At 69.2% G+C, this 15083-nt stretch carries 13 protein-coding genes; 4 read left to right on the plus strand and 9 right to left on the minus strand.

Annotated elements, in window-relative coordinates; genetic code table 11:
* Position 1 precedes the first annotated feature (1 nt).
* The 3 genes from pgl to ftsY all read left to right on the plus strand — a co-directional run bounded on the left by pgl (position 2) and on the right by ftsY (position 3396).
* The gene (gene pgl / locus FHD67_RS00170; protein WP_176695012.1) at positions 2-673 is read left to right on the plus strand and encodes a 6-phosphogluconolactonase; all 672 of its coding nucleotides are present in this window, start codon (positions 2-4) and stop codon (positions 671-673) included.
* 9 nt (positions 674-682) lie between these two features.
* Positions 683-2281 carry a glucose-6-phosphate isomerase gene (gene pgi, locus FHD67_RS00175; RefSeq protein ID WP_139597429.1) on the plus strand — a complete coding sequence of 533 codons (1599 nt, stop codon included), beginning with the start codon at positions 683-685 and terminating at the stop codon, positions 2279-2281.
* Between the two features lie 107 nt (positions 2282-2388).
* Positions 2389-3396, plus strand: coding sequence for a signal recognition particle-docking protein FtsY (gene ftsY, locus FHD67_RS00180; protein WP_139597430.1), 1008 nt, complete (start codon positions 2389-2391; stop codon positions 3394-3396).
* Here ftsY and FHD67_RS00185 read toward each other — a convergent pair.
* Entirely contained in the window at positions 3393-4505 is a 1113-nt protein-coding gene (locus FHD67_RS00185; RefSeq protein WP_139597431.1) for a Hint domain-containing protein, read from the minus strand. The genes ftsY and FHD67_RS00185 overlap by 4 nt on opposite strands.
* A gap of 127 nt (positions 4506-4632) precedes the next feature.
* Positions 4633-5613 carry a GlxA family transcriptional regulator gene (locus FHD67_RS00190; RefSeq protein ID WP_139597432.1) on the minus strand — a complete coding sequence of 327 codons (981 nt, stop codon included), beginning with the start codon at positions 5611-5613 and terminating at the stop codon, positions 4633-4635.
* A gap of 148 nt (positions 5614-5761) precedes the next feature.
* On the opposite strand from FHD67_RS00190, the gene FHD67_RS00195 reads away from it, so the two are divergent.
* The gene (locus FHD67_RS00195; RefSeq protein ID WP_139597433.1) at positions 5762-7168 is read left to right on the plus strand and encodes a class II 3-deoxy-7-phosphoheptulonate synthase; all 1407 of its coding nucleotides are present in this window, start codon (positions 5762-5764) and stop codon (positions 7166-7168) included.
* Between the two features lie 32 nt (positions 7169-7200).
* On the opposite strand, the gene FHD67_RS00200 is transcribed toward FHD67_RS00195, so the two are convergent.
* From FHD67_RS00200 to FHD67_RS20315, 7 genes are all read right to left on the minus strand, one after another.
* A complete protein-coding gene (locus FHD67_RS00200; RefSeq protein ID WP_139597434.1) occupies positions 7201-8070 on the minus strand; it encodes a lysophospholipid acyltransferase family protein in 870 nt (289 codons plus the stop codon).
* Positions 8070-8990, minus strand: a complete 921-nt coding sequence (locus FHD67_RS00205) for a DMT family transporter (RefSeq protein ID WP_139597435.1) — start codon at positions 8988-8990, stop codon at positions 8070-8072. Before FHD67_RS00205 ends, FHD67_RS00200 begins: the two co-directional genes overlap by 1 nt.
* An 85-nt stretch (positions 8991-9075) precedes the next feature.
* The gene (gene tkt, locus FHD67_RS00210) at positions 9076-11094 is read right to left on the minus strand and encodes a transketolase (RefSeq protein WP_139597436.1); all 2019 of its coding nucleotides are present in this window, start codon (positions 11092-11094) and stop codon (positions 9076-9078) included.
* Positions 11095-11167: 73 nt separating this feature from the next.
* Positions 11168-12490, minus strand: a complete 1323-nt coding sequence (locus tag FHD67_RS00215; protein ID WP_139597437.1) for an HlyC/CorC family transporter — start codon at positions 12488-12490, stop codon at positions 11168-11170.
* A 10-nt stretch (positions 12491-12500) separates the two neighbouring features.
* On the minus strand, positions 12501-13469 hold the full coding sequence (locus FHD67_RS00220) for a tyrosine recombinase (RefSeq protein ID WP_045999447.1): 969 nt from the start codon (positions 13467-13469) through the stop codon (positions 12501-12503).
* On the minus strand, positions 13466-14926 hold the full coding sequence (locus FHD67_RS00225) for a hypothetical protein (protein WP_139597438.1): 1461 nt from the start codon (positions 14924-14926) through the stop codon (positions 13466-13468). Before FHD67_RS00225 ends, FHD67_RS00220 begins: the two co-directional genes overlap by 4 nt.
* A complete protein-coding gene (locus FHD67_RS20315) occupies positions 14919-15083 on the minus strand; it encodes a hypothetical protein (RefSeq protein ID WP_176695003.1) in 165 nt (54 codons plus the stop codon). The genes FHD67_RS00225 and FHD67_RS20315 overlap by 8 nt, the downstream gene beginning before the upstream one ends.

Genomic DNA, 15083 nt, shown 5'->3' on the forward strand with positions numbered 1-15083 from the left:
CATGGATTTCAAGGAATACCCCGACCGCGAGATGCTGGCCCTGTCGGTCGCGGACCGCATCGCCTCGCAGCTGGCGCAGCATCTGCGTGGCAATGACCGCGCCACGCTGTGCGTGCCGGGCGGCACCTCTCCGGCGCCCGTGTTCGAGACGCTTTCGGGCACCGATCTGGACTGGTCCCGCGTTACCGTGGTCCTGGGCGACGAACGGTGGGTGGACGGGGATCACAAGCGATCGAACTCTCGCCTGCTGCGGCGCCACCTGCTCAAGGACAAGGCGGCCGCGGCCGAGTATATCGACCTCTATACCGGCGACGCCTCGCCCGACCTGGCGACCGATGGCCTGGCAGAGCGGCTGGCGCCGACCCTGCCGCTGACGGTGGTGCTGCTGGGCATGGGCAATGACATGCACACCGCCAGCCTGTTCCCCGGCGCCGATCACCTGAAGGCCGCGATGGCCCCCGACGCCGCCCCCGTCATGGCCATCCGTGCCGAGGGCGCGGAGGAGCCGCGCATCACCCTGACGCGGCCGGTGCTGGCCGATGCGCTGAACATCCATGTCCTGATCATGGGCCCCGAAAAGCGCGAGGCGCTGGAGCGCGCGCAGAAGTCGGACCCGATGCAGGCGCCGATCCGCGCCTTTCTTGACCAGGCCACCGTCCACTGGGCCGAATGAGGAACTGACATGACCGCACTTTGGAACCGCCTCAAGGATCATCGCCAGGCCCAGGGGTCGGGCCGGATCGAGGCGCTGTTCGACGCCGACCGCGCCACCGATTACCGGGTGCAGGCGGACGGACTGACCTTCGACTATTCCAAGACGATGATCGACGCGGGCGCGCGTGATCTGCTGCTGGAGCTGGCGGCCCCCGTGGCGGCCCGGCGCGACGCGATGTTCGCGGGCGAGAAGATCAACGAGACCGAAGGCCGCGCCGTCCTGCACACCGCGCTGCGCAACCTCTCGGGCAGCGTCACCGTCGACGGCCAGGACGTCATGCCCGCGGTGCGCGAGACGCATCAGCGCATGACCCGCTTTGCGACCCAGGTCCGCGACGGCGGATTTGCGGGGCAGGGCGGTCGCATCACCGACGTTGTCAATATCGGCATCGGCGGGTCGGACCTTGGCCCGGCCATGGCGGTGCTGGCGCTGGCGCCCTATCACGACGGGCCGCGCACGCATTTCGTCAGCAACGTGGACGGTGCCGACATCGCCGACACGCTGAAGGGGCTGGATCCGGCCACGACGCTGGTGATCGTTGCCTCCAAGACCTTCACCACCATCGAGACGATGACCAACGCCCAGACTGCCCGCGACTGGATGGCCGCCTCGGTCACCGATCCGGGCGCGCAGTTCGTGGCCTTGTCCACCGCCGCCGCCAAGGCCGCCGATTTCGGCATCGCCGAAGACCGTGTCTTCGGCTTCGAGGATTGGGTCGGCGGGCGCTATTCGGTCTGGGGCCCGATCGGGCTGTCCCTGATGCTGGCCGTGGGGCCGCAGGCGTTCGACCAGTTCCTAGCCGGCGGCGCGGCGATGGACACGCATTTCCGCACGGCCGAACCGGCGCAGAACCTGCCGGTGATGCTGGCCCTGACGGGCATCTGGCATCACCAGATCTGCGGCTATCCGACCCGCGCGGTGCTGCCCTATGACAACCGCCTGATGCGCCTGCCTGCGTATCTGCAGCAGCTGGAGATGGAATCAAACGGCAAGCGCGTGGCCATGGACGGCAGCGATCTGGAGGTCGTGTCGGGCCCCGTCGTCTGGGGCGAACCCGGCACGAACGGCCAGCACGCCTTCTATCAGCTGATCCACCAGGGGACGATGCCCGTCCCCTGCGAGTTCATCCTGGCGGCGCGCGGGCACGAGCCCGATCTGGCTCATCACCACATCCTGCTGGCGGCGAACTGTCTGGCGCAATCCGAGGCGCTGATGCGGGGCCGGTCGCTGGACGAGGCGCGAGCCCTGATGCAGGCCAAGGGCCTGGAGGGCGCCGAACTGGACCGTCAGGCCCGCCATCGCGTGTTCCCAGGCAACCGGCCTTCGACCACGCTGCTGATGGAGCAGCTGACCCCGTTCGCCTTGGGCCAGATCGTCGCGCTGTATGAACAGCGTGTCTTCGTCGAGGGCGTGATCCTGGGCATCAACAGCTTTGACCAGTGGGGGGTCGAGCTGGGCAAGGAACTGGCCCTCAAGGTCGAACCGCTGCTGAAGGGAGAGGCCGCGCCCGGCCACGACCCCTCGACCGAGGCGCTGGCGGGTCTGATCCGGCAGATGCGCGGCTGACGCGCCCCCGAACCGTGGGACATCAAAGCCGCCCCGATCCGTCGGGGCGGCTTTTCCTTGGCGCCGCAAGCGGGTAGGGTCCGCCCGGCACAGCGAAAGGTCGGATCATGGCGTTCTTTACCAAACTGCGAGAGCGGCTGACGCGGTCCTCCTCCAAGATCGGGGCGGGGCTGGACGATATCGTCGGAGAGACCGCAACGGCTCCCGTCGCCCCCGCCGCGGCCCCCGAACCGTCGGGGCTGGTCGGGCGCCTGTTCGGCCGCGCCGAGGCGCAGGTCGAGGAGCCCCGCCGCGCCCTGGACGACGAGATGCTGGAGGAGCTGGAGGACATGCTGGTCCAGGCCGACCTGGGCGTCGAGACGGCCCTGCGCGTCACCGCCAACATCGCCGAGGGGCGCATGGGCCGGCGCATCTCCTCGACCGAGCTCAAACAGCTTCTGGCGACCGAGATCGGGCGCATCATGGCCCCGGTCGCGCGCCCCCTGCCGATCTATCCGAAGAAGCCGCAGGTGGTGCTGGTCGTGGGCGTCAACGGCGCGGGCAAGACGACCACCATCGGCAAGCTGGCCAGCCAGTTCCGCGCCGCGGGCAAGTCGGTGGTGATCGCCGCGGGCGACACGTTCCGCGCCGCGGCGGTCGAACAGCTGCAGGTCTGGGGCCAGCGGGCCGGCGTGCCGGTGATGGTCGCGCCGCAGGGCAGCGACCCGGCCAGCCTGGCATGGGACGCGATGGTCCGGGCCGAGGCCGATGGCGCCGACCTGCTGATGATCGACACCGCCGGCCGCCTGCAGAACCGCCAGGACCTGATGGAGGAGCTGGCCAAGATCGTCCGCGTGATCCGAAAGAAGGACCCCGACGCGCCGCACAACACCCTGCTGGTGCTGGACGCCACCACCGGCCAGAACGCCCTGAGCCAGGTCGAGACCTTCCGCAAGCTGGCAAATATCTCGGGGCTGGTGATGACCAAGCTGGACGGCACGGCGCGCGGCGGCGTGCTGGTGGCCTTGGCCGACCGCTTCGGCCTGCCGATCCACGCGATCGGCGTCGGCGAACAGATCGACGACCTGGACGCCTTTGACGCGGACGAATTCGCCCGCGCCCTGGTCGGTCTCTAGGCGTCCAGCAGCGCCTTGCGGTTGCGGTCGTGCCGCTGCACCAGGCGCCGGGCGTGGCGACCCGACAGCAGCGGCCGCGCGGGCGTCAGCGCGCGTCCCGCCGTCAGCTGCCTGATCCGCCGGGCGTTCTGCGCCCCAAGGGCGCGCAGGGCGACGGGACCGGGCAGCAGGCTTTCCGCCCATGCACCCTCGGCCACCAGCACCTGATGATCGGCCAGCAGCACGTGCCAATAGGTGACGTCGCAACGCTCGCCTTGCACCGTGATGCCCGGAAGGCCCACCAGATGACGCGCCGCGATCAGAACCTCCGCCTCGCCGGTCATGCGCTCGGCGATGGGAGAGCGGATCAGCAGCCGATGCTGGGGCGACACGACCAGATCGCGCCCGGGCTGGCCGGGGCCCAGGGCATGGGCCGCGATCAGGATCGGCCGCTGGTCGGGACGCTGGTCCAGATCGCGGGCCTGCATCTGGCGATGACCGATCCACAGGACCGGCTGATATCCGTGGTCCATCGTCCGCAAAAGCGTGCCGGGACGCAGGTCCTGGACCCTGCACGGCCCGGATGCTGTCTGGATCAGCGTGTCCTGCGCAAAACAGGCCGACGCCGTGGGGGCAGGCCAGGGCTGGGCGTCGTCACCCGGCCCGAAGCTGCGAACGCCCGCATAGGTATAGCGCGCCCCGGGGTCGAAGACCGGCTCGATCCCGTTGTCATCGGGAATGGGGAAGATCAGAAGCGACTGGCGGCCCCCGAATTCGGTGCCGGCGCCATAATGCTCGTAGCTGCGCGGATACATGACCACATAGCTGTCTTCCGCGTCAGAGGTGATGATCGAGGCGACGAAATTCGACATCTGCGTTCCCGCAGGGGTGATCTTTGCATTGTCCCCGTGACCAAAGACCGCGTCATTGACCAGAAGCTGGTCCGTCTCATCGTATGTATAGGTGCCGCTGCGGAACGCGTCGTCGTCATCGCTGATCACGATCGTGCTGAGGACCGGGTCGTTCATCACGATCGGCGCGCCGTTCGACCACGGCGCATCGGCCAGCAAGCCGATGCCGCCTGCCGGGATGACATTGCTGATCGTCAGGACCGTGATCGTATGTTCCATGGAAAACCCTTGTGCTGCCGGTCGAACGGACCCGGCAGTCACATGTCACCGGGCAGTACCGTACCCTAGGGCGACAATGGTTAACGCTTGGTTAACCGATTCAGGAAAAGTTAACGATTTCCGCAGGTCAGGCCGGGATCGAAGCCGAGGTGCCGCGTTCGCGATAGGGCGTGCTGCCATATTGCGCACGATAGCATTTCGAGAAATGCGACGGGCTGGAAAACCCGGACGCCAGGGCAATCTCGATGATCGACATCTCGGTCTGCATCAGCAGGTTGCGGGCGCGGGAAAGCCGGGTCTCCATGTAGTACCGCTTGGGGCTGCGGTTCAGATAGCGGCGGAACAGGCGTTCCAGCTGCCGGGTGGACATGCCCGCATCCAGCGCCAGTTGGGCGGGGCTGACCGGGTCCTCCAGGTTCGCCTCCATCCGCGCGATGACGGCGGCCAGGCGCGGATGGCGCACGCCGATGCGGGTGGGGATCGACAGGCGCTGGCTGTCCTGGTCGGTTCGGATCGCGGTGTGCAGCATCTGGTCGGCCACGTCCGCGGCCAGCGCGTCCCCCTGCGCCAGCGCGATCAGGTGCAGCATCAGGTCGATCGAACTGGTCCCGCCCGCCGCGGTCAGCCGGTTGCCGTCATGGACGAAGACCGACCGGAACAGGTCGACCTCGGGGAAGGCTTCGGCCAGGCCGTCGTGGTTCTCCCAGTGGATGGTGGCCTTGCGGCCGTCCATCAACCCGGCCTCGGCCAGGATCCAGGTGCCGGTGCAGACCGCCCCCATCGCCGCCCCGCCGCGCGCCTGCCGGCGCAGCCAGGCCAGCACCGGGCGCGTCGCCTCGCGCGCGATGTCGGTGCCGCCGCAGACGATCACGACCTCGTCCCGGCCGGGCGGGGGGGCGTCAAGGTCCAGTCCGCCGTCCAGCATCACCCGCGTCCCGTTCGAGCACGTCGCCACGTCGCCCCGCGGACCTACCAGACGCCAGTCGAACAGCGTCTGCCCCGACGCGCGGTTGGCCAGACGCAGGGGCTCGATCGCGGCCGTGAAGGGCAGCATGGTGAATCGATCCAGCAACAGGAAGGTGAAGCGTCGCGGTTTTTCGGATGGCATGGGGGCTATCTTTGCGTGCGGTTGCGCCCCGCACCCAAACAGCCTTTTGACGCCACGGCAAGGGGGCTTTCCGGAGGGCCGCGGCAGACCCTTTTCCTGCCGACTGTTAGCGTTTATACCGACGCGACATTTTCAAGGAGCGCAGGACATGACGCAGCAGACCCGCAAGACCGCCACCCAGGATTGGGACAAGGCTGGCTGGCGCGCCTATCCGCGCGTCCAGATGCCCGACTATACCGATCCCGCCGCGCTGGCGGGGGTGGAATCGCAACTGCGCCGCTATCCCCCGCTGGTCTTTGCCGGAGAGGCGCGCCGCCTGCGCGCCCAGCTGGCGGACGCCGCAGCGGGCCGGGCCTTCCTGCTGCAGGGCGGTGACTGCGCCGAAAGCTTTAGCGAATTCAGCGCCGACAACCTGCGCGACACCTTCAAGGTGCTGCTGCAGATGGCCGTGGTGCTGACCTGGGGCGCGCAGATGCCCGTGATCAAGGTCGGGCGCATGGCGGGCCAGTTCGCCAAGCCGCGCAGCGCGCCGACCGAGGTGATGGACGGGGTGGAGCTGCCCAGCTATCGCGGCGACATCATCAACGGGTTCGATTTCACCCCCGAGGCCCGCATCCCCGATCCGACGCGGATGCTGGCGGCCTATACCCAGGCGGCGGCGTCGCTGAACCTGCTGCGCGCCTTCTCGACCGGCGGCTTTGCGGACATGCACCGCGTGCAAAGCTGGATCGCCGATTTCGTGGGCGGCCCCGAGGCCGCGCGGTACCGCGACATCGCCGGCCGCATCGGCGACGCGATGGCCTTCATGCAGGCGGCGGGCGTCAATTCCGACACCGCGCACCAGCTGTCCAAGGTCGATTTCTATACCAGCCACGAGGCCCTGTTGCTGGAGTACGAAGAGGCCCTGGCCCGCATCGACAGCACCACTGGCCTGCCGGTGGCGGGGTCGGGCCACATGATCTGGATCGGCGACCGGACGCGCCAGCCTGACGGCGCGCATGTCGAGTTCTGCCGCGGCGTGCAGAACCCGATCGGCCTCAAATGCGGCCCGACGACCACGGCGGACGACCTCAAGGTGCTGATGGCCAAGCTGAACCCCGCCAACGAGGCCGGGCGCCTGACGCTGATTGCACGCTTTGGTGCGGGCAAGGTGGGCGATCACCTGCCGCGCCTGATCCGCGCGGTGCAGGACGAGGGCGCGAACGTCGTCTGGTCGTGCGATCCGATGCACGGCAACGTCATCAAGTCGTCGACCGGCTACAAGACGCGCGCCTTCGATTCGATCCTGCGCGAGGTCCGCGAATTCTTCGGCGTCCACAAGGCCGAGGGTACGATCCCCGGTGGCGTGCATTTCGAGATGACCGGCAAGGACGTGACCGAATGCACCGGCGGCGTGCGCGCCGTCACGGACGAGGATCTGTCGGATCGCTATCACACTGCCTGCGATCCGCGCCTGAACGCCAGCCAGTCGCTGGAGCTGGCCTTCCTGGTTGCCGAGGAACTGCGCGCCCGGCGCGAGGACGCCGCGCCCGTGCGGACCGCCGCCGCCATCTGATCACGACAGGGCCCCGCCGATGCGGGGCCTTTTCATTTCCAGCGGCGGTGGACCCAGAACCACTGGTCCATGTGGCGCCGCACCAGCATCTCCAGATCGTCGTTCAGCGCCTGCATCATCGCGCGGGAATCGCCATGCGCGATGGGCGCGCCGACATGAACCTTGAAGGACAGCCCGTCCGGCTGGCGGATGCCGCAGATCGGTACCAGCAGCGCGTCATAGCGGCGGGCCAGGTCCGCCGGCGTCAGCACCGTCCGCGTGGGCAGGTCGAAGAACCGCAGCTCCGCCCCCTCGCGGTCGAACTGATCGAAACCCAGGGCCAGCCAGCCGCCACCCTTGAGAAACCGCAGCATCGCCGCCAATCCAGCCCGGCCGCGCGGGAACAGCGGCTCGGCGATAGCGGTGATGGCGGGGACGTAATGGCGGTTGAACGCCTCGTTGTTCATGGGGCGGTACAGGGCGCCGACCGGCCAGCCGCGCGCGGCCAGCGCGGCCCGCATCGCGTCGTAATTGCCGAAATGCGCGCAGCCCAGGATCACCGGGCGATGGCTGTCCAGCGCCTCCTCCAGCGCGGCAAGGCCGGGGCCCTGCAGCGGATCGGCCGTGCGGATGCGGTCCGTGAATTCGTCGGCGGAATAGATCTCGGCCACCGACCGGCCCGCATTGTCGGGAACGGCGCGCACCAGCGCCTCGACCTCTGCCGGGGACAGGTCGGGGCGGGCCAGCGCCAGGTTGTCGCGGATGCGCCTGCGCCAGCCGGCGATGGGCGCGATCATATGCGAAAACACCCAGCCCATCGCCGGGATGCGGCGCGAATAGGGCAGCAGGCGTGCCAGCCCCATGATTGCCACGAACGCGCCGTTGGCCAGCCGGTCGGTTATCGTGGATCGGTCATCGCGCATCACGCCCCCTTGGCGGCCCGCGCCTCGCGCGACCAGACATACAGCCCCGCGGCCACGATAATGACCGCGCCGGTGACGGTCCAGACATCCGGAAGCTGCCCGAAGAAGACGAACCCCCACAGCCCGGCCCATATCAGCCCCGTATAGCCGAAGGGCGCCAGCGTTCCCGCCTCGGCCGCGCTGAACGCCTTGACCAGCAGGTACTGGCTGACCGTGCCGAATACCGCCAGCGCGGCGAATGCCCACAGATCGCCCGCGGCGATCGGCTGCCAGAACATCGGCACCACGATGCTGGAGGCGATGGTGCCGACGACGGCCGACCACAGCACCGAGGTCGCCACCGAATCGGTCCGCACGATGCGCGTCAGCAACGCCCCCGCGGCATAGGTGAAGGCCCCGGCCAGTGGCAGCAGCGCCGCAGGCTGGAACACGCCCAGTCCGGGGCGGATGATCAGCAGCGCACCGACCAGTGCCACCGCGATCCCCGCCAGCCGTCGCGGGCCGACCTTCTCACCCAGGAACAAGGCCCCCCCAAGCGTGATCAGGACCGGGTTCAGGTCCATGATCGCTGTCGCCTCGGCCAAGCCGATGTATTGCAGCGAGGTGAAGAACAGCCCGACCGACCCAAGCTGCATCATCGCCCGCGCGAACTGCATGCCCGGCTGGCGCGTGCGCAGCAAAGGCAGCATGGCCCCGCGAAAGATCAGCGCAAAGATCAGCAAGTTTCCGATGAACCGCGCCCAGATGACCTGCGCCGGATGATAGGTCTGCGTCAGGTGCTTGGCCGTCGCATCCATCAGCGTAAAGCCCAGGATCGCTGCCAGCAGCAGCGCGATGCCCCGTGCCTGGTCCGATCCGGGCCGCCGCAATCCATCCCGCTCCCGACCCATCAGCGCGAATGCGCGCGCCAGGACGCGCATCAGAAGGCGCGGTCATGGGCGTCTGGGCAACGAAAACGCAGTTTCTCCTTTGCCCAAATACCCATCGCGACGGTCGGTCCGGGTATCACAGCAGCGCTTTCGCGCGCTCTGCGACAGCCTCGGCGGTGATGCCGAACTCCTTGTACAACTCGGGTGCAGGACCCGAGGCGCCGAACCCCTCCATGCCGACGAAGGCAGAGCGGTCCTCCTGGCCGCGCTCTCCCAGCAGCAGCCAGTCCCAAGGCTGGCGCACCGCGGCCTCGATCGCGATGCGCACGGTGTTCGCAGGCAGCACCTCGGCGCGATAGTCGCGCGGCTGGTCGCGGAACAGCTCCATCGAGGGGACGGACACGACGCGGGTCGCGATGCCCTGACCCTCCAGCGCATCGCGCGCGGCGACCGCGATCTCGACCTCCGATCCGGTGGCCATCAGTACGACCTTGGGCGTGGCCGAGGCCTCGCGCAGGACATAGGCGCCCTTGACGGTCAGGTTCTCTCCGGTCTCCTGGCGCAGCAGCGGCAGGTTCTGACGCGACAGGGCCAGGACCGACGGCGTGGCGTCCTGCGACAGGGCGATCTCCCAGGCTTCGGCGGTCTCGGTCTGATCGCAGGGGCGGAAGGTCAGCGTGTTGGGCGTGGCGCGGCAGATCGCCAGGTGTTCGACCGGCTGGTGGGTCGGGCCGTCTTCGCCCAGGCCGATGCTGTCATGGGTCATCACATAGACGACCGGCAGGCCCATCAGGGCCGACAGGCGCATCGCCCCGCGCGCATAGTCGGTGAAGGTCAGGAACGTCCCGCCATAGGGGCGGAACCCGCCATGCAGCCAGATGCCGTTCATCGCCGCTGCCATGCCGTGTTCGCGGATGCCGTAATGCAGATAGCGGCCCATGCGGTTTTCGGCGCTGAAGACGCCCTGGCCGCCGGTCTTGGTGTTATTCGATCCGGTCAGGTCGGCCGATCCGCCGAAATTCTCGGGCATTTCGGCATTCAGCACCTCCAGCACGTTCTCGGAGGCCTTGCGGGTGGCGACCTTTGGCTTGGCCTCCAGCGTCTGCACCTTGAAGGCGTCGATAATCGCGTTGAGGCGCGGATGGACCTCGTTGCCGATGCGGCGGGCAAAGTCGTTGCGCGCCTCGTCGGACAGCCCGTCCACGCGGTCGTTCCACGCCGCGCGCTGCGCTGCGCCGCGCTGGCCGATGGCCCGCCAGTCCGCGACAATCTGGTTGGGCAGGTGGAAGGGCTCATGGCTCCAGCCATAGGCCGCGCGGGTGGCCGCGATCTCGTCCGCGCCAAGCGGGGAGCCGTGGGCCTTGCTGCTGTCGGCCTTGTTCGGCGCGCCAAAGCCGATGATCGTCTTGCAGTCGACCAGCGTCGGGCGGCCGTCATCCTGCGCGGCTTGGCTCAGCGCGCGGTCGATGTCTGCTGCGTCATGGCCGTCGCAGGACAGGACCCGCCAGCCGGCGGCGGCAAAGCGGGCATGCTGGTCGGTCGCGTCCGACAGGCTGACGCGGCCGTCGATGGTGATGTCGTTGTTGTCCCACAGCACGATCAGGCGGCCCAGCTTCTGGTGGCCGGCCAGGGCGATGGCCTCGTGGCTGATGCCCTCCATCAGGCAGCCGTCGCCGGCGATGACCCAGGTGCGGTGGTCGCACAGATCGGCCCCGAACTCGGCGCGCATCGCCTCCTCGGCGATGGCGAAGCCCGCGGCGGTGGCGATGCCCTGGCCCAGGGGGCCGGTGGTCGTCTCGACCCCCTCGACATGGCCGTATTCCGGATGGCCCGCGGTGATCGCGCCCAGCTGGCGGAAGTTGCGCACCTGGTCCAGCGTCATCTGCTCATAGCCGGTTAGGTGCAGCAGGCTGTAGATCAGCATGGACCCGTGGCCCGCCGACAGGATGAACCGGTCGCGGTCGAACCAGTGCGGCGCGCTGGCGTCGAACTTCAGGTGGTTGCGGAACAGGACGGTGGCCACGTCCGCCATGCCCATCGGCATGCCGGGATGGCCGGAATTGGCGGCCTCGACCGCGTCCATGGACAGCACGCGGATGGCGCTGGCCAGGTTCCAATGGGCGGGGTCTGCGGTGCGGCGGGCGGCGATGTCCATGGGATGTTCCTTGCGGCACGTGGGGTTGGCGCGTTGTTATGGGTTGGCACAGGCGGTTGCAAGCCGCCCCCGGTCAGCCGTCGGTGGCCGTGGGCAGGGGGCGGATGCGCAGCCGGGTGATGCGGTTCTCGCGCCGCGTGACGACCTCGAAGCGATAGCCCGCGAAACTGAACACCTGTCCCTGTTCGGGGATCGACTGCGCCATGTGGATCACCAGGCCCGCGATGGTGTTGGCCTCGTCGTCGGGCAGGGTCCAGTCCAGCTGGCGGTTCAGGTCGCGGATGGTCATGCCGCCCTCGACAAGGTAATCGCCATGGGCGTTGGGCTTGAGGGTCTGGTCCTCCTCAGTGTCGTGCTCGTCGGCGATCTCTCCGACGATCTCCTCGATGATGTCCTCCAGCGTGATCAGGCCGCGCAGCGATCCGTATTCGTCCACGACCAGCGCGAAATGGGTGCGGCGCTTCAGGAACTCGCGCATCTGCTCGTCCAGGACGCTGGTCTCGGGGACGAAATAGGGGGGCATCATCACCGCGGCCAGATCGAACCGCCGCGCGGCGCTGGCATCGCCCGCATCGCCCACGGCCCGGTTCACCGCGCGCAGCAGGTCCTTGGCGTGGATCACGCCCACGATGTTCTCGCGCTCCTCGCGATAGACGGGCAGGCGGGTGTGCGGGCTGGCCAGGACCAGTTCCAGGATCTTCTCGGGCGGCAGGTCACCGTCGATCATCTGGATCTCCGAACGGTGGCGCATGATCTCCTCGACCGTGCGGTTGCCCAGGTCCAGCGCACCCAGCAGTCGGTCGCGGTCCTCCTTGTTCACCGCGCCCTGGGCGTGGCCCAGGGACAGCGCCCCCTCGATCTCCTCCTCCAGCGAAAACATGTGCTTGCCGGGATCGGTCTTCAGGCCGGCCACCGACAGCATGCCCCCCACGATCAGGCGCACGACGCTGACGATCGGGGACAGGATGACGGTCAGGATGCCGATGGGACGTGCCACTAGGCTTGCCACCTTTTCGGGGGCAGAGATGGCATAGGTCTTTGGCATCACCTCGGAGAAGATCAGCACCAGCACGGTCATCACCAGCGTGGCGATCGCCACGCCGCCCGCGCCCAGCAGGCGCGTGAACAGCGCGGTCGCAAGGCTGGCGGCCAGGATGTTGACGACGTTGTTGCCCAACAGGATCGCCCCGATCAGCTTCTCGCTGTCGGCGGTGACGCGGACGGCGGCTTCGGCGCCGCTGTCGCCCCGGTCGGCGCGGGCCCGCAGCTTGGCCTTGCTGGATGCGGTCAGCGCGGTCTCGGACCCCGAAAAGAAGGCCGACAGCATCAGGCAGATCAGGATCGCCGCGATGGTGACGACGGCCGCAAAGTCGAGCGCAGAGGTAAGTTGGTCCATGAGGTCCCGGTCAGTTGGTGTTGGCGGCATCGTCAGGCGACACGCCGCGCGCCAGAGGGTGGTGGTTCAGAACCAGATCGCGCATGCGATGGTTCAGCACATGAGTATAGATTTCCGTCGTGCCCAGATCGGCATGACCCAGCAGCATCTGGATGCTGCGCAGGTCGGCGCCGCCTTCCAGCAGGTGGGTGGCAAAGGCGTGGCGGATCACGTGCGGCGTCACGCGCGCGGGATCGATGCCCGCCGCCACCGCCATCTGGCCCAGCAGGCGCGAAAAGCTCTGCCGCGGCAGGTGGCCCGCCGCGCCCGGTGCGGGGAACAGCCAGCGCGCGCCGCGACCCGCCAGCAGGCGGTACAGCGGGCTGCCCTGGGGGGCGTTGTCGCGGATCTCCAGCCAGTCGCGCAGGGCGGTCCGGGCGGCCTGGCCCAAGGGGACCATCCGGTCCTTGCCGCCCTTGCCGCGGATCACCAGGACCGCCGGATCGCCCCGGCACCCGGCCACCGGCAGGCTGACCAGTTCGGTGACGCGCATGCCGGTCGCGTACAGCAGCTCGATCAGGCACATGTTGCGCGTGCGGTCGATCCGGCCCCGGCCGATGCCGGGGGCGGCGTCCAGCAGCGCCTGGATCTCGGCCCGGTCCAGCGTGCGCGGGATGCGTTTGGCGCGGCCGGGGCCCGCGATGCGGATGGCGGGGTCGTCCTCGCGCCAGCCCTCCTCCAGCGCAAAGCGGGTGAACTGTCGGATGGCCGACAGGCGGCGGGCGCGGGTGGCCCGCGACAGGCCCTGCGCGTCGCAATGGGACAGGTAATCCTCGACCTGCTCGCGCGTCAGCCCGGCCAGCGACAACGCACGCGCGCCCAGCCAGTCCGACAGGTCGCGCAGGTCGCGGCCATAGGCCAGCAGCGTGTTCCGCGCGGCCCCGGCCTCGGCGGCCTGGGCGTCCAGAAAGGCGCCGATGGCGTTGTGGTCGGCGCTCATTGCGGGGCCTGCATCTGCGGCAGAAGGGTGATCTGCGCCTCGGCGCGGTCGGCATCGGGGTCCAGGCCAAGAGCGCGCAGCATGGCTATGCCACGCCCGGCGCGGGCCAGATCGCCCTCAAGCGCCGCGTCGATATCGGCCATCGCGGTCAACAGCGCCTCTCCGCGACGGGTGTCGGGTGGCGTGGCGGGGGGTGCGGCCATCTCGGGCGCGGGATCGGGGATCACGCTGTCGGGCAGGCCCATCCAGGCGCGCAACAGGTCGGCCACCTCGGCGGCGCGGGGATCGGTGATGCCGGTGGGCAGGTCGGCCGCGACCATCGCCGCCAGCAGGTCGGCCATCCCGGCTGCGCGGAATTCGTCGAAGGCGCGGGGCAGGGCCTGCGCCAGATCGCCGCCCGCCAGCGCGGCCTCCAGCGTGCGCATGACGCCGGCGCGTTCCCAGACCCCGCCCGATGCCGCGGGCCGCTGTTCGCCATAGATCTGGCGCAGGGTTGCGGCGGGCAGGGCGCCGGTGCGCGCCAGACGCTCGGCCGCCTCAAGCCGGGCCTTGAAGCCGCTGTTCAGGCGCAGGTCGGATTGCGCGAAGGCCATCGGCAGGGGCTGCGTCGGCAGGGGCTGTCCCACGGCCTCGTGGATGCGGAATTCCAGCGGGGTCATGCGGTCGGCGGGGGCCAGCAGCTCTGCCGTGTCGACGAAGGCGTCGTCCAGGAAATGCGTCAGCAGGATCGCCTGGCGTTCGTCGATCAGGCCAAGCGCCTCGGCGCCGTGCAAGCCGATCGCCGCCGCGGCCCAATCCCCGGTCTGCGCCAGGCAAAAGATGCGTGCCGCAAAGCTGGGCGCGATGCCGGGGGTGCCGTTCATGATCGCGCAGGCGCGGCCTTCGTCGCCCTCCAGCAGGGCGATGTCGAACATGCGGCGAAAGATCTCGGGCTGGCCGGGGCCGGCGGCGACCAGCAGCGACTGCGCCTCGTCCAGCGCGCCCATGTCCAGTAGGCGGTCGGCGCGCGACAGGAACAGCTGCCCCCGCATCCCTTCTGGCGCGGCCGGGGGGGCCAACTGCGCGGTCAGCACGCGCTTCAGCAACGCCTGCATGGATTGCAGGCGGGCGGGCGTGGCCAGCACCATCTGCGACAGCTGCGCGGGGTCGCTGCCCGCCCACAGGTCGGCCGGCAGCCCGGCGCGGCGGGGGCTTTGCGTGCCGGTGTGGTCTGGGTTTCCCTGGTCCAGGCGGGTGACCTGCACCGGACCCACGGCGCCGCTGGTGGCCACCGGCTGCGGTCTGGCGCTTGGCCGGGGTGGCGGGGCGTCGCCGGGCCGCCAGGCCGAGCTTTCGCGCACCGGGCCGCGGACGCTGCCCGACAGCCAGTCGCTGGCCGACAGGGGCTGCTGCTGCGCCAGGGCAAGGCTGGGCAGCAGCGCCAGGACCAGTGCGCAAAGGGTGGTTCTGTCAGTCACCGGCAGCCTCGGCCGGCTGTTCGGCCGCGGGGGTGTCCAGCTGCAGGGGGGTGCGGACCTCTTGGCGGGTCGGGGCCATGTCGCCGAAATAGGCATAGCCCGCGAGGCCGACCAGGCCCGCCAGAATCAGCACCACCAGCAGTTTCAACATCCGCAT

Origin of the sequence: Paracoccus haeundaensis (genome assembly GCF_006239215.1) — a bacterium.
Taxonomy (GTDB): Bacteria; Pseudomonadota; Alphaproteobacteria; order Rhodobacterales; family Rhodobacteraceae; genus Paracoccus; species Paracoccus marcusii.

Excerpts from the sequence above, each read along its gene's own strand:
- FHD67_RS00195 (WP_139597433.1), top strand. The coding sequence starts at position 5,762 with ATGACGCAGCAGACCCGCAAGACCGCCACCCAGGATTGGGACAAGGCT.
- FHD67_RS00200 (WP_139597434.1), bottom strand. The coding sequence starts at position 8,070 with ATGCGCGATGACCGATCCACGATAACCGACCGGCTGGCCAACGGCGCG.
- pgl (WP_176695012.1), top strand. The coding sequence starts at position 2 with ATGGATTTCAAGGAATACCCCGACCGCGAGATGCTGGCCCTGTCGGTC.
- FHD67_RS20315 (WP_176695003.1), bottom strand. The coding sequence starts at position 15,083 with ATGCGGATGTTGAAACTGCTGGTGGTGCTGATTCTGGCGGGCCTGGTC.
- FHD67_RS00220 (WP_045999447.1), bottom strand. The coding sequence starts at position 13,469 with ATGAGCGCCGACCACAACGCCATCGGCGCCTTTCTGGACGCCCAGGCC.
- pgi (WP_139597429.1), top strand. The coding sequence starts at position 683 with ATGACCGCACTTTGGAACCGCCTCAAGGATCATCGCCAGGCCCAGGGG.
- FHD67_RS00215 (WP_139597437.1), bottom strand. The coding sequence starts at position 12,490 with ATGGACCAACTTACCTCTGCGCTCGACTTTGCGGCCGTCGTCACCATC.
- FHD67_RS00185 (WP_139597431.1), bottom strand. The coding sequence starts at position 4,505 with ATGGAACATACGATCACGGTCCTGACGATCAGCAATGTCATCCCGGCA.
- FHD67_RS00190 (WP_139597432.1), bottom strand. The coding sequence starts at position 5,613 with ATGCCATCCGAAAAACCGCGACGCTTCACCTTCCTGTTGCTGGATCGA.
- tkt (WP_139597436.1), bottom strand. The coding sequence starts at position 11,094 with ATGGACATCGCCGCCCGCCGCACCGCAGACCCCGCCCATTGGAACCTG.
- FHD67_RS00205 (WP_139597435.1), bottom strand. The coding sequence starts at position 8,990 with ATGCGCGTCCTGGCGCGCGCATTCGCGCTGATGGGTCGGGAGCGGGAT.
- ftsY (WP_139597430.1), top strand. The coding sequence starts at position 2,389 with ATGGCGTTCTTTACCAAACTGCGAGAGCGGCTGACGCGGTCCTCCTCC.